This window comes from Streptomyces sp. NPDC060366 (genome assembly GCF_042725135.1).
In the GTDB taxonomy this organism is placed as follows: domain Bacteria; phylum Actinomycetota; class Actinomycetes; order Streptomycetales; family Streptomycetaceae; genus Streptomyces.
Map to the genome: position 1 here is coordinate 187723 of NZ_JBHXDC010000002.1, position 16579 is coordinate 204301.

The following is a 16579-nucleotide window of genomic DNA, read 5'->3' on the forward strand; positions in this document are numbered from 1 at the left end:
ATCACCAGTCGTGGACGCCCCGCGACCCGCCCCCGGACGGCCCGGAGACCGCCTCGTCGGCGGTCTGCCCGTACGTGGGCTCCGGCCGGGCCCGCTGGGCCGGTACGCCGGGCAGGGCGCGCTCCTGGGGGCCCAGGCCCCGCCGCCCCCGGGGCGCCGGGCCGGGCCGCTCCGTGACCATCAGCGGGTCGAAGATCACGACGACGGCCGCGAGCAGCAGGAAGACGCCGGGTCCCACCAGCATGGGCCCGAGCAGTGTCGCCGCCGATTCGGCGCCGTCGGCTCCCTCGGGCACGGCGCCGGCCGGGCGCAGATGGACGTGGACGGCGGCCATGCCCACGTAGTGCATCCCGGTCACGGCGACGCCCATCGCCACGCTGGCGGCCAGGCTCATCGGGAGGCTGTGGAGGGAGGCCGCGGCCCAGAGCGCCGTGGTGGCCGCTACGACGGCGATCGCGACGGAGGCTCCCACGGTCAGGGTGTCGTACTCGACACGGCCCTCCAGCCGGATTCCGGCCATTCCCAGGTAGTGCATGCTCGCGATGCCGAGGCCGGTGACGGTACCGCCGGTGATCAGGGCCATCGTGGTCGTGCCCCGGTATCCCACGATGAAGATGCCGACGCCGACCATGACGATCGCGAGGGCGAGGCTGGCGAAGGTCGTGGCCGGGTCGTAGGCGACCGGGGTCTCCGCCACGGCGAAGCCCATCATGGCGATGAAGTGCATCGTCCAGACGCCCGAGCCGATCGCGACGGCGGCGAGCGCGAGCCAGCCGGCCCTGCGTCCCGGTTCGGGTGTGTGCAGGGATCTGATGGCGCAGCGCAGGCCCAGCGCGCCCCCGAGGCAGGCCATGAGGAAGGCCGCCACGGGGGTGATCAGGCCGTAGCTGAATCCGTCGGTGGTGCCCTGCATGCGGTACGCCCTTCGCTCCTGGGGAGCCGTCTGCCGAAGCGTTGGTTTCGGGGGCGAGGGTATGGCCAGAGGCACGGCAAGCAAACATCAGGCCACCGTTTTGTCGACTTGGAGACCGCCTCCGGGGCCTGCTCGGGCGCATTCCGTTCACGTTGTGGCCAACCTTCGCCTGTCGCGTGTTGGCCGCCGACTGTCACTCTCGGCCCGTCTGTGATCGATCGACGCAAGGAGTCCACGTGTACGCACGCACCTCTGTGACCGCTACCGTCGCACTGCTGGGAGCCGCCGCGCTGGTTCTGCCGGGGACCACGTCGGCCGCCGCGCCGCGCGCCACGGCCCCGGAGACGTCACCGGTCTCCGCCCGGCACGGCGCCGATCCGCTGGTCATCGCGCACCGCGGCGCCTCCGCGTACGCGCCGGAGAACACGCTCGCCGCCGTCGACAAGGCCGAGGACCTGGGCATCGACTGGGTGGAGAACGACGTCCAGCGTACGAAGGACGGCGAGTTGGTCGTCCTGCACGACACCGACCTCAAGCGCACCACCGACGCCGAGCAGGTGTTCCCCGACCGCGCTCCGTGGAATGTGAAGGACTTCACCGCCGCCGAGATCTCGCGTCTGGACGCGGGCGGTTGGTTCGGCGCCGAGTGGGCGGGCGCGCGGGTGCCGACGCTGAAGCAGTACCTGGACACCGTCGAGGACAACCGGCAGAAGCTTCTTCTGGAGATCAAGGCGCCCGATCTCTACCCGGGCATCGAGAAGGACGTCCTGCGTGTGCTCCGCGCGGAGGGCTGGCTGGACCGCGCGCACGTGCGGAACAAGCTCGTCATCCAGAGCTTCGGAGCGGCCAGCGTGAAGGCCGTGCACGAGCAGCGGCCCGACGTGACCACCGGCTTCCTCGGTACGCCGGCGGTGGCCGACCTGCCGTCCTACGCGGCGTTCACCGACCAGATCAATCCGACGCACTCCTCGCTCACCGCCGAGTACGTGGCGGCCGTGCACCGGCTGAAGGGCGCGCACGGCAAGCGGCTCCAGGTCAACACCTGGACGGTCAACGACGCCGCGGGCGCGCTGCGCGTGGACGGATTCGGCGTGGACGGCATCATCACCAACAACCCCGACGTGGTGCGGGACGCGGTGGGCTGACCGGCCGGACGCCGGCCGGGTCCCGGACCCGGCACGGGCAGGTCGAGGGCGGGCCGAGGATGGAACGGGCCAGGTCGGAGGCCGTTGTCAGACCCTGGTCGTAGCGTTGTCGGCATGAACAGCAACGCGCAGTCGGTGGAGTGGGCCGTCGTCGGGAGCGACATCGGCCCACTGCTGCTGGCCGCCACCGGTGAAGGACTTGTGACAGTTGTCTTCCACGCCTCGACCGGGCGCCGGGACACGGCACTTCGGCAGCTGAAGGGCCGGCTCGGCGCCGAGCCCGTGGAGGATCCGGCGGGTCGGCTGGCCGAGCCGATACGTCAGCTGGCGGCCTTCTTCGACGGCACTCTCCGGGAGTTCGAACTGCCGCTGGACTGGTCGCTGTCGGGCGGCTTCAACCGGCAGGTGCTGCGCGAGCTGGCGGCCGGCGTTCCGTACGGCACGGTCGTCGGGTACGGCGATCTGGCCGACCGGGTGGGCAGTCCGGGCGCGGCCCAGGCGGTCGGCGCGGCGATGGGGTCGAACCCGCTGCCGATCGTCGTGCCGTGCCACCGGGTCGTGGAGAGCGGCGGCAAACTGGGCGGCTTCGGGGGCGGTCTGGAGACCAAGCGCCAACTGCTGGCGCTGGAGGGCGTGCTGCCCGCGCCGCTGTTCTGACGGGCGGACGTTTGCGGGGCCCCCTCCCGTGCCAGGGATGGGACATGCCTGACACGACACTGCTGCTGTCCCCCGAGGTGCGGGAGGCGCTCGACGCGCGCCGGCCCGTCGTCGCCCTGGAGTCGACGATCATCGCGCACGGGCTGCCGCGCCCGCGCAATCTCGCCGTCGCCGAGGAACTGGAAGCGCTGGTACGGTCCGGCGGCGCCGTCCCCGCCACCGTCGCCGTGCTGGACGGCCGGGCCCATGTGGGCCTGGACAAGGACCAGTTGGAGCGGGTCGCCGGTGATCCGTCCGTCCGGAAGCTGGGCCACCGGGATCTCGCGCCCGCGCTGGCCACCGGAGCCGACGGTGCGACGACGGTCTCCGCGACGGCGTTCCTCGCCGCCCGCGCCGGTATCCGGGTCTTCGCGACCGGCGGCCTCGGCGGTGTCCACCGCGAATGGATCCGGGCGCAGGACGAGTCGGCGGACCTGCGGCTGCTCGCCGAGACCCGGATCACGGTGGTCTGCGCGGGCGTGAAGTCGATCCTCGACGTACCGGCGACCCTGCAACGTCTGGAGACCCTGGGCGTCGGGATCCTCGGGTACGGCACGGAGCACTTCCCCGGCTTCTACCTGACATCGTCCGGTGAGCCCGTCGACTGGACCGTGCACACCCCGCGGGAGGTCGCGGCGGTGATGGCCGCCCAGGACGCGCTCGGCGGGCCGGAGGCCGCGCTGATCGTCGCCAATCCGGTACCGGAGGCGGAACAGCTCGATCCCCGGTTGCACGACCGGGTGCTCGCCGAGGCGTTGGCGGAGTGCCGGGAGCGGGGCATCGGCGGGCAGGCGGTGACACCGTTCCTGCTGGGTGAGCTGATGCGGCGTACCGACGGCGCGTCCCTGGAGGCGAATCTGGCCGCCGTACGCGGCAACGTGCGACTGGCGGCGCTGATCGCGGCGGCGCGGTGAGCGCTCCGCGCCCAGCCGGCGGCGTCCGCTCCGCCGAGGACCCCGGTCCCGCCGACCGCGCGGGCGCGTTGCTGATCGTCGGGGACGTGGTCACCGACGTGGTGGCCCGGCACCGTACGCCGCTCGCGCACGGCACGGACACCGCCGCCGAGATCCGCACCCTGCCGGGCGGCGCCGGGGCCAACGCGGCGTGCTGGGCGGCGTCCACGGGATGCGCGGACGTCCGGCTGCTCGGCCGGGTCGGCGCGGACGCCGCCGTCTGGCACGAGGCACAGCTGAGATCGGCGGGTGTCCGGCCGCTCCTCGTCGTCGACGACGACGCGCCGACCGCCACCGTCGTCTCGCTGGTCGACGCCTCCGCCGAACGCACCTTCCTGACCGACAGCGGGGCCGTCCTGCGGCTGCGAACCGCCGACTGGTCGGCCTCGTTGCTCGACGGGGTGGGCCGACTCCACATCTCCGGCTATCTCTTCTTCGCCGCCACGAGCCGTCAAACGGTCCGGGCCGCCGTGGAGTCGGCGACGGAGCGCGGCGTCCCGGTGAGCGTGGACCCCGCGTCGGCGGGCTTCATCGCGTACCTCGGCGCCGACCGGTTCCTGGCGGCGGCCGACGGTGTCGGCGTACTCCTGCCGAACGCGGACGAGGCCCGGCTGCTCACCGGGGTCCCGGACGCGGAGAAGGCGGCGGCCGAGCTGAGCCGCCGGTTCCCGCTCGTCGTGGTGACGCTGGGACCGGACGGCGCGCTGGTGGCGTCGGACGGAGCCGTGACGGCGCGCGTTCCGCCCGAGCCCGCGCGGGCCGTCGACTCCACCGGGGCGGGCGACGCGTTCAACGGCGCTTTCCTCGCGACCCTGTTGACGGGGGCAGACCCGGTCACGGCCGCGGCGGCGGGCTGCCGCGCCGGGGCCCTGGCGGTGGCACTGCCCGGCGGACGGCCACCGGCGCCGTAACACCTGGCCGGCGGCCACCGCCCGGACGCGGCTCAGCCCTGCCGCAGCGCCCAGGCGGGGTGGCGCGGATCGTCCGTCCGCACGAGGACATCGGCGGTCTCGGCCGGGCCGACCTCCTGCTCGTACCGCTCGAAGGCGGGCAGGGTCCACTGCTCGCTCTCGTCGGTACGACGCCGGAGCGCGGCCGGCGACAACCGCAGATGCACCGTCAGATCGAACGGGAACCAGTGCCCGAACAGAAGCGGGCCGTGCACCACCAGCACGCCGCCCGGCGGGAGTTCGACCCGTTCGCTGCGCGTCGCGCGGTCGGTCGCCGGATCCCACAGATCGGGCAGCACCCGGCCGGTCCCACCCGCCTCCACCGGACCGAACACCTCCCGCCACAGGGCGCCCGTGTCGAACCAGCCGTCGAAGTACGAGTCGGGGTCGTGCCGCCCGTACTCGTACCGCAGTGACGCGGGCCGCAGGAAGCCGCCGGTCCCGACGACGAGCACCGAGCGGCCCCGGAGCCGCAGGGCGTCGGCGAGCGCCTCGGCAGGTACGCCGGGGTGCGCGGCGGGCGCGCCGTCCACGGCGATACGCAGCCAGGGGCCGCCGCCGTCGGCCTTGGTCTCCAGGGCACGCCCCGCCAGTGCGTCGGTCAGCCGCTCCCAGGTGATCGCTTCGAGTCTCACCGTTCCATCATGGTCCAGCGGCGGGTGAGGACGCTTACGGCCGCTCCCCGCCGGTCTCCCGCAGGGCTTCCTGTCGCTGCTACGCCGGGTCGTAGTCCTGGATACGGCGGCCGTGACCGCGGTACGTCAACGCCGGGAGCCGGGGGTTCAGTTCCTCGACGATTCGGGGAACGTCCAGCGTCAGGAGCCTGCGGTCGCGCATCAGGACCTTCCCGTCGACGATCGTGGTCAGCACATCGGCGGAGCGCGCGCTGTACACGAGCGTCGCCGCGTGGTCGTGGACCGGCTGGGTGTGCGGTCCCGTGAGGTCCACCAGGATCAGATCGGCGCGCCGCCCCGGAGCCAGCGCGCCCACCTGGTCGCCGAGGCCCACCGCGCGGGCGCTCTGGGTGGTGGCGTGGTCGAGGGCCTGACGGGCGGTCAGCCAGGCGGGGTCGCGCTCCGAGGACTTCTGGGTCAGCGCGGTGAGCGTCATGCTCTCCCACACGTCGAGGGTGTTGTTCGACGCCGCCCCGTCCGTCGCCAGGCCGACGGGCACGCCGATCGAGGCCAGCGCGCGCAGCGGTGTCTGGTCCCAGCCGAACTTGAGGTAGCCCTTGGGCGCGGTCGCGAACGCGACGCGCCCCGTACCGCGCCGGAGTACGGCGAGGTCGCCGTCCGTCAGACCGGTGCCGTGGGCGACGAGCACGTCGACGTCGAGCAGACCGGCACGGTGCAGGGTCTCGATGGGCGTACGCCCGGTCGCGGCGACGGAGGCGGCCGTCTGCTCCTTGTTCTCCGCGGCGTGGGTATGGACCAGCAGGCCGTGTTCGCGGGCGAGTTCGGCGGTGGCGGCCAGATCGTCGTCGTCGACCGTGTACGGGGCGTGCGGCGCCAGGGACGTGGTGATCCGCCCGTCGGCCGCGCCCCGCAGCCGGAGCGCGAAGTCGAGGGACCGCTCGAGGCCTTCGGCGCCCTCGCTGGAGAAGTACCCCTGGCCGAGGTTGGCCCGCAGCCCGCTCGCCTCGGTGGCGGCGGCGACCCTGTCCATGGCGAAGTAGTGGTCGGCGAAGGTGGTGACGCCACCGCGGATCATCTCGGCGCAGGCGAGCAGGGCGCCGAGTTCGATGTCGCGGTCGGTGAGATTGGTTTCGATGGGCCAGATCCAGTCGTTGAACCACTCCTCGATCGGCAGATCCTCGGCGATGCCGCGCAGGGCCACCATCGGTGTGTGCGTATGGCAGTTGATCAGTCCGGGCATGGCGAGCAGCCCACGTGCGTCGATGCGCTCGACGGCCGGCAGGCCGGCGACGGCCTCGGGGGTGGTGATCGACTCGATGAGACCGTCGCGTACGACGATCGCGCTGTTGTCGAGAAAGCCGATGTCGCCCGCGGCCCCGGCCCCGGTCCGGGTGGCGTCGGCGGGATCGTCGAGGTCCGTGGGGTCCGTGGGGTCGGTGGTGCGGCCGTGCGTCAGCGTGGTGCAGCCCGTGATGACGAGATCGGCGGGCCGGCTCTCGGGAACGGTGGTCATCGCAGCAACGTACTGCGCGGGGGCGCGGCGGTCTTGCGCGCGTGCGGGTGGTTTCCGGCCGTCGCCCGTGTTCCGGCGGAGCCGCGTGGCGGGTGCTTGCCACAGTGAATCCGCACGTGACAGCCCTCTGTACGGTCCGCCCAAGAGAGAGCGACACCCCCCATGCCCACCGCCCCGAACACACCCCGGCTCCCCCTCCGCCCGCGCGCGCCACGGTCCACCGGGCAGCGTGTGTCGGTCGCCGTCGCCGGTGCCGTCGTCGCCGTGCTGGCGGTCGGCGCACCGGCCGCGTACGCGACCCTCGACAGCGAGCAGCGCTCGCCCACGCAGACGCCTCGCGGCGCGTCGTACATCGAGACGCGGCTCTTCTTCGGTACGGAACGGCCGGACGGCGGCGCGGATGTGACGGATGTTCAATTCATGTCGTTCATCGACCGGCATGTCACACCGGAGTTCCCGTCCGGCCTGACGATCCAGGAGGGCCGCGGCCAGTGGCGTGACTCCAGAGGCGTGATCGAGCGGGAGCGTACCTACGAGCTGATCCTGCTGTACCCGGCGTCCGAGGCGACGTCGCGCGACGCGCGGATCGACCAGATCCGGCGGGCGTACGAACGCACGCACGCCCAGGACTCCGTGGCAAGGCTGGACGACCGGACGTTCGCCGACTTCTGAGCGCGAAACGGCGACGGGAGAGCGCGGAAAGGGCGCGGGAGCGCGCGGGGGTCGTAAACGGCCCCCGCGGCGGGCATTTCTCCCCCATGACGGTTCGCCCACGCCCCTTGCTGCTCCTCGACGTCGACGGTCCCCTCAACCCGTACGCCGCACGGCTGCCACGGCCGCGCGGGTACACGACCCACCATCTGCACCCGTCGAGCTGGCTCTCCCGCCAGACGCCGGGCTCCCGGCCCCACAGACGCGGGCTACGGGTACGGCTCAACCCCGCACACGGCCCGATACTCACCGGGCTGCCCTTCGAACTCGCCTGGGCCACCACCTGGATGCACGAGGCCAACAGCATGATCGCGCCGGCCGTCGGGCTGCCGACCGATCTGCCGGTGATCGAGTGGCCCGAGCTCTTCGCCAAGGATCCGGACGGCCTCTACTGGAAGACGCGCCCGCTGCTGGAGTGGGCGGACGGCAGACCCTTCGCCTGGGTCGACGACATGATCACCGACCTGGACACGACGTATGTCGCGACCCACCACGACGGGCCCGCGCTGCTGTTGCGCATCCACCCGCGACGGGGGTTGCGGGAGCGGGACTTCGCGACGCTCACGCGCTGGGCGGAGCTGCTCTGATCCGGCGGTACGCGGACTCTCGGGTTCCGGAGATGTCCGGAACCCGAGAGCCCGGTCGCCGTGCCGTTGCTGCTCGCAACAGCCGCCGCGTTCACCGCTTGACGTTTGCAACGCTGTAAAAGCCTGCGGTCAACGGGACTTGAGATGCCTTCGCACCACCCCCCACACCCACCGGAGGCTCTCGTTCCATCAGACGCGGACCCCTCCCGACCTGGCGAATCGCACCACGCGCGGATTCCGTTCCGCCATTGGCATGGACCTGTTCATGATCCTTGGATACGCTCCGGCCGAGGCGAATGAGAGCGCTCTCACTCGCCTGCTGTTCCACTGTTCCAACCCCACGATCGCTGGAACAACCGAAGGGCGAATGCCTTGAGACGCAAGACAGTTGTACGCACCGGTCTGTCCGCACTCCTCCTCGTCGGCACCTGGGCGACCGCCGGGCTCGCGCCGGCGGCGGCAGCGGCTCCCGACTCCGCCTCGACATCGATGTCAACATCGGCCCCGGCATCAGCCTCGAAGAAGGCGCCCGCGTCCGATGGCCTGCTCAGCGGCATGCAGAAGGAATTCGGCCTGACGAAGAGTGAGGCCGTAGCCCGGCTCGCCGCCGAGAAGACGGCGATCGCCGTCGAGACCAAGGCGGAGCGCGCGGCGGGAGCCGCTTACGGCGGCTCCTGGTTCAGCGCGGCCGACAACTCACTGACCGTCGCCCTCACCGACGGGAAGAAGGCCGCCGCCGTCCGCGCGACAGGCGCCACGGTCAAGCTCGTGAAGCACAGTGAGCGCGCCCTCGACGCGACCATGAAGCGGATCGACGCGCTCTCCGCACCGGCCGGCGTGAGCAGTTGGAGCGTCGACCCGAAGTCCAACCGGGTCGTGGTGAACGTCCTCGCCTCGGAACGTGACACCAAGGCCGTCGCCGCATTCGTCGCGAAGGCCGAGAAGACCGGTCCGGTGACGGTCTCGGAGACGACCGACGCCCCCTCCACCGTCGCGGCCGGGACCGTGGGCGGAGACCCGTACTACACGGGCAACGTCCGCTGTTCCATAGGCTTCTCCGTGCACGGGGGCTTCGTCACCGCCGGCCACTGCGGCCCGCGCGGCCAGTCGGTGCGCGGCTGGGACAACTCCGCCATCGGCAACTTTCAGGGCTCGTCCTTCCCGGGCAACGACTACGCGTGGGTGAACGTCGCCAACGGCTGGTGGACCGTGCCCGTCGTCCTCGGCTGGGGCAGCGTGTCCGACCAGTTGGTACGTGGTTCGAACGAGGCCCCCGTCGGCGCGTCGATCTGCCGCTCCGGCTCCACGACGCACTGGCGCTGCGGCAACCTCCTGGCCAAGAATGTGACGGTCAACTACTCACAGGGCGCCGTCCACCAGATGGTCCAGACGAGTGCCTGCGCGGAGGGTGGCGACTCGGGCGGCTCGTTCATCAGCGGTGACCAGGCACAGGGCGTGACATCCGGCGCCTCGGGCAACTGCACCAGCGGCGGGCAGAGCTTCTACCAGCCGATCAACGAGATCCTCAGCACGTACGGGCTGACGCTGCACACAGCCTGAGCCGACTCCGCAAGCTGAAGCCCGTCGCGTCATGGGTCTGACGCGACGGGCTTCACCCCTGTGCTGTACCTCTGCCGCCTCTGTCTCCCTTACTCCGCCCTCGGCCTCCGCTGCGGGCTGAGCCCCGGGTCAGGCCGGGGGGTTGCCGGGTCCGCCGTGAGAGCCGGTTCCCCAGTGGTTCACGTTGCTGGAACCGATCTGGATGACCGGGCCGTCCGACACGGTGCCGCTCATGGTGTTGTGGTACACGACGGACGCCTGTCGTGTCTCGGGTGCGGGGGGAGTCAACTCGTCCAGCAGTGAGCGGAGTTCGGCAGCCGCCGCGGGGTCGGCGGCCAGGGCGCGGCGGAGTCGGGCGCGCCATTCGGCGCGGACGTCGGCCGCCAGTTCTTCGTCCTCGTCCCGCTGGGCCGCGACCAGTTCGGCGCGGCCGGTCTCCAGGTCCTCCTCGACCGAAGCCGGGGTGGCCGAGCCCCGGCCCGCGAAGAACGCCACCATCCGGTCGCGGGCCGCCGTCCAGCCGTCCGTCGCCATCTGCTGCACGAGAGCCGTCGCCCCCGCGGCCGCCAATGTCACCAACTCGGCTTCCACCGTGCCCCCTTGATCTGTGGTTGCTTACGGATACGAGCCTACCGGTCACCTTCCGAGAAGCGCCGTGAGCGCTCCCACCGGGTCGGTGTCGGGGGTGCCGCGAGGCCACCAGTCCTCGCGGTCGCGGTCCGACTCGTATCCGTACCAGAGTCCGTCGCGGCCGAAGCGGAGTTGGAGCGAGGGCAGGGAGAGACGGTTGCGCCAGGGCCGGAAGTGCGGGAAGTCGGCCGCGATGAGTGCGGGGCGGGCGCGGTCGAACGGTCCGGCGGGCGGGTCCCAGGCGTCTTCCAGGACGGTCAGGCCCGCGAGGCCGCCCTGGCGCCAGGCGGCGACGGCGCGTGCGAGGTCGGTCGGGCTGTGGTCGGTGCCCGCCGCCAGGTCGCGGTAGAGGGCGCGGGTCGAGGCGGTGAGCCCGGAGCCGGGGTGGGCGGCGGCCAGACGGACGGCGTCCTGCCAGGGGGTGAGGCCGGCCACGGGGTCGATGCCGGAGCCGAGGAACGTGTGCGCGCGGGCGGCGGCCTCGGTGGCGAGCAGGTCGAGCGCCAGCGGGTCGGGGGCGCCGGGAGTGTGCGGATAGACGGGCGGCCGGCCGGGGTTGGCAGGCAGCGGGAACGGCGGTGGCAGGGTCCGCAGGGTGCGGGGTGCCACCGCCGTGGCCGCGTCGACCGTGGGCATGGGCGGCGCCGCCGTGCCTCGTTCGGCGGCGGAGCGGGTCGCGTTGCGGCGCGTCAGATCGGCGAGGATCTCGTGCTCGCCGCGCCCGCGCATCAGGAAGAGGACGAACGGGTCCTCGTCGAGCAGCCGCGCGGTCTGGTAGCAGAGCGCCGCCGCGTGCTTGCAGGGGTAACCGTCGTCGGGGCAGGAGCAGTCGGGCGTCAGATCACCGGCGGTCGGCAGCAGGTCCGCCGAGGCGGCGAGCGCGTGCGGCATGTCCTTGTCGAGGAGGGCGGCGATGTGGTCGGGGCGGGCCGCCGCGGCGTCGAGGAGGTCTTCCCAGTCGTCGTCGCCGAGGGTGCGCAGCCGGATCTCCGTACGGTACGGGCGGGGCCGGGAGCCGTGCACGTACGCCATGACCCGTCCCGGTGTGACCGTGATCGCGTCCACGTGCCCGCTGCCCGCGTAGGCGCGGCCGCGTTGCAGGCGGGCCGGGTCGAGCGCCGAGTCCTCCATGGACTCCACCCAGGCGTTGCCCCACCAGCTGGTGGCGAAGTCCGTGTCGCCCGCCGGGCCGGGCCGGGGCGGCAGGGCCGGGAACGTACGACGGCGGTCGTCGTGCCGAGAGGCGCGCGGTGCGCTCATGACGGCCTCCGCAGCGAGACGAGATCGGCCAGCTCACGGTCGGTCAGCTCGGTCAGGGCTCCTTCGCCCGAGCCGAGCACGGCATCGGCCAGGGCACGCTTGGCGGCCAGCATCTCGGCGATGCGGTCCTCGACCGTGCCCTCCGCGATCAGCCTGTGGACCTGCACGGGCTGCGTCTGGCCGATGCGGTAGGCGCGGTCCGTGGCCTGCTCCTCGACGGCCGGATTCCACCAGCGGTCGTAGTGCACGACATGACCGGCACGGGTGAGGTTGAGACCGGTGCCGGCGGCCTTGAGGGACAGCAGGAAGACGGGGGTCTCTCCCGACTGGAACCGGTCCACCATCCGCTCCCGTTCGGCGACGGGCGTGCCGCCGTGCAGGAGTTGGGACGGGATCGCTCGGGAGGTGAGGTGCGCGGAGAGGAGCCGCGCCATCGACACGTACTGGGTGAAGACCAGGACCGAGCCGTCCTCGGTCAGGATCGTGTCGAGCAGTTCGTCGAGCAGGGCGAGCTTCCCCGACCGGCCGGTGAGCCGGGCCCGCTCCTCCTTCAGATACTGCGCCGGGTGGTTGCAGATCTGTTTGAGGGCGGTGAGCAGCTTCATGACCAGTCCGCGCCGGGCGATGCCCTCCGCGCTCTCGATGGCGGCCATCGTCTCGCGCACGACGGCCTCGTACAGGGACGCCTGTTCGCGGGTGAGCGGCACCGGGTGGTCGCTCTCCGTCTTCGGCGGCAGCTCGGGCACGATCCCGGGGTCGGACTTCTTGCGGCGCAGCAGGAAGGGGCGGACCAGCCGGGAGAGTCGTTCCACGGCCTCGTCGCTCGCGGTGGTGCCCGCCGACCCCGCGTGTTCCACGTTCTCCACGACGCGCGCGTGGCGGGCGCGGAACGACTTGAGCGGTCCGAGGAGGCCGGGGGTCGTCCAGTCGAGTAGCGCCCACAGCTCGGAGAGGTTGTTCTCCACGGGGGTGCCGGTCAGCGCGACGCGGGCGGGCGACGGGATCGTGCGCAGCGCCTTGGCCGTGGAGGAGAACGGGTTCTTGACGTGCTGGGCCTCGTCGGCGACGACCATCCCCCAAGTGTGGGCGGCCAGTTCGGGAGCGCTGCCGCGCATCGTGCCGTACGTGGTGAGGACGAATCCGTCCGTCACCCCGTCCAGCGTGCGGCCCGAGCCGTGGAAGCGGTGGACCGGGACGCCGGGCGCGAAGCGGGTGATCTCCCGCTGCCAGTTGCCGAGGAGGGACGCGGGGCAGACGACGAGCGTCGGGACCGGGCGGGCGCGGTGCAGATGGAGCGCGATGACGGTGATCGTCTTGCCGAGACCCATGTCGTCGGCGAGGCAGCCGCCGAGGCCGAGCGACGTCATCAGGTCGAGCCAGGCCAGGCCGCGCAGTTGGTAGTCGCGCAGGGTGGCGTCCAGGCCGGTGGGCTGCGGGACGGCCGCGGGGCCGTGGACGAGCCGGTCGCGGAGGACCGCCAGCGCGCCGGTCGGGACGGCCTCGACCGTCTCGCCGTCCACCTCGGCCGAGCCGGTGAGGGCGACGGCCAGCGCGTCGACCGGATCCAGCAGGCCCAGCTCCCGCTTGCGCGCTTTCCGTACGAGGTCGGGGTCGATCACCACCCACTGGTCGCGCAGCCTGACGATCGGGCGGTGCGACTCGGCGAGCGCGTCCATCTCCGCCTCGCTGAGCGGATCGCCGTCGAGCGCCAACTGCCAGTTGAACTTGAGCAGTTCGGTGCTGTCGAAGAAGGGCGTGCCGTCCGTGGCCGAGCCGGGCGCGGGGCGTACGACGGCGGCGGCCGAGAGCGTACGGGCCAGCTCCCTCGGCCAGTGGACGGCCACTCCGGCGGCGGCCAGGCTCGCGGCTCCCGGGCCGAGCAGTTCGTACAGCTCGTCCTCGGAGAGCGGCAGCGCGGCGGGGACGTCGTACTCCAGCAGGCGGGCGAGCGGCGGCCAGACGCGGGCGGCGCGGCGCAGCGCGAGCAGGGCGTCGATCCTGGCTCGCGGTCCGAAGATGTCGTCGCCGTCGCCCGCCCAGAGCCGGGCCGCGTCCATGACGAGCGTCGGGTCGGCGAGGCTGTGGATCTGGACGAGGGCGGCCCCGGCGCGCCGCTCGGTGCCGGACGCCTCCGGGGTCTCCGGCGCGGACGAGGAGTCGAACAGCTCGTACGCGGACAGGTCGAGGCGCAGCGAGACGCGCACCCCGGCGTCCATCCCGGCCGCCGCTTCGGCCGCCCACGAGCGGGCGCGGGGCAGATGCTGCGCCGCGTGCGCGGCGAAGGGCGCGCCCGCGGCGAACGCGGCGGCGGGCGTACGGGGCAGGGCGTCGGCGACCGCGTCGAGAAAGGCGCGCACCAGCGCTTCCGGCTCGGGCAGCCGCGGCGGGAGCAGCTCGGGGAGTGGGACGGCGTGTGCCTCGTACGGCATGGCGGCGGCGATGGCCCGTAGCTGGGCGATGTCGTCCGCGTCGAGCGGGCCCGCCCGCCAGGCGTCGTGGTCGGACGCGGTGAGGCCGGGCAGCAGCCGGCCGCGGGCCGACAGGTGCAGGGCGTGCAGGGCGGCGGCGCCCCAGCAGGCGGCGGAGGGGTGGGCGGAGGCGTCGGTGCGGGCGCGGACCAGCAGGGGCACGGCCTCGGCGACGGGCATGAGCACCGCGCGTACGACACGGGTGCGAACGCCGGGGCCGTCCGCCGGGTCGGCGGGGGCCACGACCGTGAGGTCGGTGGTGAGGAGGTCGCCGTCGGCGGGCGGCTCCCCCTCCGGGGCCCAGAACGCGACGCGTCCTTCACGGGGCAGACCGGCGGGAAGGAAGACCGCGGCGCAGCGGGCCAGGGGCGTCGGCGCGGCGGTCGGCGCCCGGCCCGGCACGTCTCGCGTCATGGTCACCCGCTCCCTCCGCCTCGGTCGCACACCTCAAGATTCGTTACTCGCGAGTCTAGGCGGGGGGTCTGACAGTGCCCCCGTCATGCCTGAAGGCCGCATCCCCTCAACGTGTGAGGATGCGGTCTTCAGGCGCGACGGGCGCGACGGGGCAGGCGGGCCACCGGTCAGATCCGCCGGCGCACCAGCTCGACGAATTCGGCGGTCTTCTGCCGCCGTACCCACGCGACCACGGCGAGGAGGACCAGGAAGATCACCGGCGTCAGCGCGTTCTCGCCGTCGAAAACGGTCAGCTGGGTGATGAAGGCGCCGATCATCAGGCCGATGAGCGCGATCGCCGAGACCCCCGAGAGGACCGGGATCAGCAGGGCGACGGCGCCGGCCACCTCAAGGACGCCGGTGAGATACATGAACCAGTCGCCGAAGCCGATCGCGTCGAACGACTCGGCCGCCGTCGAGTGGCCGACGAGTTTCGGCCCGGCGCTCGGGACCGCCAGGAACAGGGCCAGGACGATCTGGAGCGTACGGACCGTGATGTCCGCGCGGCGCGAGGGCCCCGCCTGGGAAGGGGAGACGGCAGCGGACGCGGGAGCTGACGCGCTCTGGGCGGGGGTGGTCGTAGCCTCGGACATTGGGGGTCTCCTCCGTGATGCGCGTGGTGTGGCTTTCAAGGAGGTAGACACCCGCCCCGCCCGGAAATCATCGCTCTCCGGGCGGTCGGATCGGCGGACTTCACTGTCGGTTCGTTTCGGGGCCCGCGCCCCGTGAATCGGGGGCGCGGACCGGGTACATCACTCACAGGAGGTGCGATGCCATGCGCACCGGAAGTGAACCGGTCACCGCCCGCAGTCCGCTGCGGATGCGCTGGTGGCTGAGTGTCTGGGGCCTGATCTGGACCGGCTTCGGCACGGCCGCGTTCGCGATCGCCGGCCGTCCGGGCTGGGCGATCGCCTGCGGGGTGCTGCTGCTGATCGTCGCCACGGATTTCGTGATAGTCGTCCACCGAATACGGCAGGGTTCGAGCTTCCAGCCGGGCCGCGACGTCCCGCCGTACGAGGAACACAGCCACCGGAACACCGGCGGCGACGGAGCCGAAGAGGTCAGCCGTCCGAGCCGGACCCGGAGCCGGAGTCGAAACGCGCGGCTTTGAGGTACTCGGGCTTGGGATCGAGCGCCGCGGCCAGCCTGAAGTGCTTCGTCGCCTGCTCGGGGCGCCCCGCCCGCTCGTAGGTGCGGGCCAGTGCGAAGTGCGCGAACGCGTTGTCCGGCTCGCGCTCCAGGACCAGCTCGAACTCCAGCTCCGCGGGCCGCAGTTGGGCTGCGGCGAAGAACGCGCGGGCGCGCAGCAGCCGGGCGGCCGTGTTCTCGGGGTGCGCCGCGATCACGGAGTCCAGCAGCTTGACGGCACCGCGCGGATCGCGCGCGGCCAGGAGCTGTTCAGCAGCGCGGTAGTCGATGACGTGGGTCTCCGGGCTTTCGGGCACGGTCGAATCCTTCCCCTCGGTCCGCGCGTCCAACGTCGCACGGATTGGCGGTATTCCAAAGCCGGCCGCCGGGCTACGTCAGAGGTGGGCGGCGGCCCGCTCGACCAGCCGCTCCCAGACGTCCCTGACCTGCGGCTCCAGTTTCTCCAGCGGACCGTCGTTGTCGATGACCAGATCGGCGGCGGCGTTTCGCCGCTCGCGGGTGGCCTGCGCGGCCATCCGGGACCGGGCCTCGGACTCCGCCATGCCCCGCACCCGTACGAGCCGGTCGAGCCGGGTCTCGGAGGACGCGTCCACGACCACGACCACCTCGTAGAGCCCGGTCAGCTCGTTCTCGACCAGGAGCGGCACGTCGTGGACGACGATGGCGTCCTCGCCCGCCGCCCCCTCCAGCTCCGCCGAACGTGCCCTGACCAGGGGATGGACGATGGCGTTCAGGGTGGCGAGCTTCTCTCTGTCGGAGAAGACGAGCGAGCCGAGCTTCGGCCGGTCGAGCCGCCCCTCGGCGGTGAGTACGCCGGGCCCGAAGGCGTCGACAACGGCGTGGGGGCCCGGGGGGCCCGGGGGCACGGAGTTAAAGGGGGTGTTTGGGCCCGGCCCCCCCCACCCCCCCGAGGGAGCCACCCAGCGGGGGTAATAAAAAATTTAGGCGCCCGAGCC

The 16579-nt window shown here is 72.5% G+C and carries 17 protein-coding genes; 8 read left to right on the top strand and 9 right to left on the bottom strand.

Going from position 1 to position 16579, the window contains the following annotated elements:
* Nucleotide 1: 1 nt before the first annotated feature.
* Entirely contained in the window at nucleotides 2–913 is a 912-nt protein-coding gene (locus ACFWHU_RS05595; RefSeq protein ID WP_385794811.1) for an MHYT domain-containing protein, read from the bottom strand.
* A 236-nt stretch (nucleotides 914–1149) separates the two neighbouring features.
* Here ACFWHU_RS05595 and ACFWHU_RS05600 point away from each other — a divergent pair, with 236 nt between their 5' ends.
* The 4 genes from ACFWHU_RS05600 to ACFWHU_RS05615 all read left to right on the top strand — a co-directional run bounded on the left by ACFWHU_RS05600 (nucleotide 1150) and on the right by ACFWHU_RS05615 (nucleotide 4618).
* Complete coding sequence (locus ACFWHU_RS05600; RefSeq protein ID WP_385794814.1) at nucleotides 1150–2058, top strand: glycerophosphodiester phosphodiesterase; 909 nt, start codon at nucleotides 1150–1152, stop codon at nucleotides 2056–2058.
* 114 nt (nucleotides 2059–2172) lie between these two features.
* Nucleotides 2173–2715, top strand: coding sequence for a methylated-DNA--[protein]-cysteine S-methyltransferase (locus ACFWHU_RS05605; protein ID WP_385794817.1), 543 nt, complete (start codon nucleotides 2173–2175; stop codon nucleotides 2713–2715).
* Between the two features lie 44 nt (nucleotides 2716–2759).
* On the top strand, nucleotides 2760–3668 hold the full coding sequence (locus ACFWHU_RS05610) for a pseudouridine-5'-phosphate glycosidase (protein WP_387224077.1): 909 nt from the start codon (nucleotides 2760–2762) through the stop codon (nucleotides 3666–3668).
* Between the two features lie 74 nt (nucleotides 3669–3742).
* Nucleotides 3743–4618 (top strand): carbohydrate kinase family protein, encoded by an 876-nt coding sequence (locus ACFWHU_RS05615; RefSeq protein WP_387224455.1) that lies wholly within the window; start codon nucleotides 3743–3745, stop codon nucleotides 4616–4618.
* 32 nt (nucleotides 4619–4650) lie between these two features.
* On the opposite strand, the gene ACFWHU_RS05620 is transcribed toward ACFWHU_RS05615, so the two are convergent.
* Together ACFWHU_RS05620 and ACFWHU_RS05625 are read right to left on the bottom strand one after the other, a co-directional pair.
* A complete protein-coding gene (locus ACFWHU_RS05620; protein WP_387224078.1) occupies nucleotides 4651–5292 on the bottom strand; it encodes a uridine kinase in 642 nt (213 codons plus the stop codon).
* A gap of 79 nt (nucleotides 5293–5371) precedes the next feature.
* Nucleotides 5372–6805, bottom strand: coding sequence for an amidohydrolase (locus tag ACFWHU_RS05625; protein WP_387224079.1), 1434 nt, complete (start codon nucleotides 6803–6805; stop codon nucleotides 5372–5374).
* Between the two features lie 162 nt (nucleotides 6806–6967).
* On the opposite strand from ACFWHU_RS05625, the gene ACFWHU_RS05630 reads away from it, so the two are divergent.
* From ACFWHU_RS05630 to ACFWHU_RS05640, 3 genes are all read left to right on the top strand, one after another.
* Nucleotides 6968–7477: a DUF3574 domain-containing protein gene (locus ACFWHU_RS05630; protein WP_385794827.1), complete on the top strand. Its 510-nt coding sequence runs from the start codon at nucleotides 6968–6970 to the stop codon at nucleotides 7475–7477.
* An 86-nt stretch (nucleotides 7478–7563) separates the two neighbouring features.
* Nucleotides 7564–8103, top strand: coding sequence for a hypothetical protein (locus ACFWHU_RS05635; RefSeq protein ID WP_385794829.1), 540 nt, complete (start codon nucleotides 7564–7566; stop codon nucleotides 8101–8103).
* Nucleotides 8104–8475: 372 nt separating this feature from the next.
* Nucleotides 8476–9663: a S1 family peptidase gene (locus ACFWHU_RS05640; RefSeq protein ID WP_387224080.1), complete on the top strand. Its 1188-nt coding sequence runs from the start codon at nucleotides 8476–8478 to the stop codon at nucleotides 9661–9663.
* Between the two features lie 129 nt (nucleotides 9664–9792).
* Here ACFWHU_RS05640 and ACFWHU_RS05645 read toward each other — a convergent pair whose 3' ends face one another.
* From ACFWHU_RS05645 to ACFWHU_RS05660, 4 genes are all read right to left on the bottom strand, one after another.
* Complete coding sequence (locus ACFWHU_RS05645; RefSeq protein ID WP_387224081.1) at nucleotides 9793–10254, bottom strand: hypothetical protein; 462 nt, start codon at nucleotides 10252–10254, stop codon at nucleotides 9793–9795.
* Between the two features lie 45 nt (nucleotides 10255–10299).
* Nucleotides 10300–11553: an SWIM zinc finger family protein gene (locus ACFWHU_RS05650; protein WP_387224082.1), complete on the bottom strand. Its 1254-nt coding sequence runs from the start codon at nucleotides 11551–11553 to the stop codon at nucleotides 10300–10302.
* A complete protein-coding gene (locus ACFWHU_RS05655) occupies nucleotides 11550–14435 on the bottom strand; it encodes a DEAD/DEAH box helicase (RefSeq protein ID WP_387224083.1) in 2886 nt (961 codons plus the stop codon). The genes ACFWHU_RS05650 and ACFWHU_RS05655 overlap by 4 nt, the downstream gene beginning before the upstream one ends.
* 167 nt (nucleotides 14436–14602) lie before the next feature.
* Nucleotides 14603–15067: a DoxX family protein gene (locus tag ACFWHU_RS05660; protein ID WP_387224084.1), complete on the bottom strand. Its 465-nt coding sequence runs from the start codon at nucleotides 15065–15067 to the stop codon at nucleotides 14603–14605.
* Between the two features lie 182 nt (nucleotides 15068–15249).
* On the opposite strand from ACFWHU_RS05660, the gene ACFWHU_RS05665 reads away from it, so the two are divergent.
* On the top strand, nucleotides 15250–15585 hold the full coding sequence (locus ACFWHU_RS05665; protein ID WP_385794842.1) for a DUF6343 family protein: 336 nt from the start codon (nucleotides 15250–15252) through the stop codon (nucleotides 15583–15585).
* On the opposite strand, the gene ACFWHU_RS05670 is transcribed toward ACFWHU_RS05665, so the two are convergent.
* Both ACFWHU_RS05670 and coaE read right to left on the bottom strand, forming a co-directional pair.
* Nucleotides 15536–15919: a tetratricopeptide repeat protein gene (locus ACFWHU_RS05670; RefSeq protein WP_387224085.1), complete on the bottom strand. Its 384-nt coding sequence runs from the start codon at nucleotides 15917–15919 to the stop codon at nucleotides 15536–15538. The genes ACFWHU_RS05665 and ACFWHU_RS05670 overlap by 50 nt on opposite strands.
* 78 nt (nucleotides 15920–15997) lie before the next feature.
* Nucleotides 15998–16489, bottom strand: a complete 492-nt coding sequence (gene coaE / locus ACFWHU_RS05675; RefSeq protein WP_387224086.1) for a dephospho-CoA kinase — start codon at nucleotides 16487–16489, stop codon at nucleotides 15998–16000.
* Nucleotides 16490–16579: the final 90 nt, after the last annotated feature.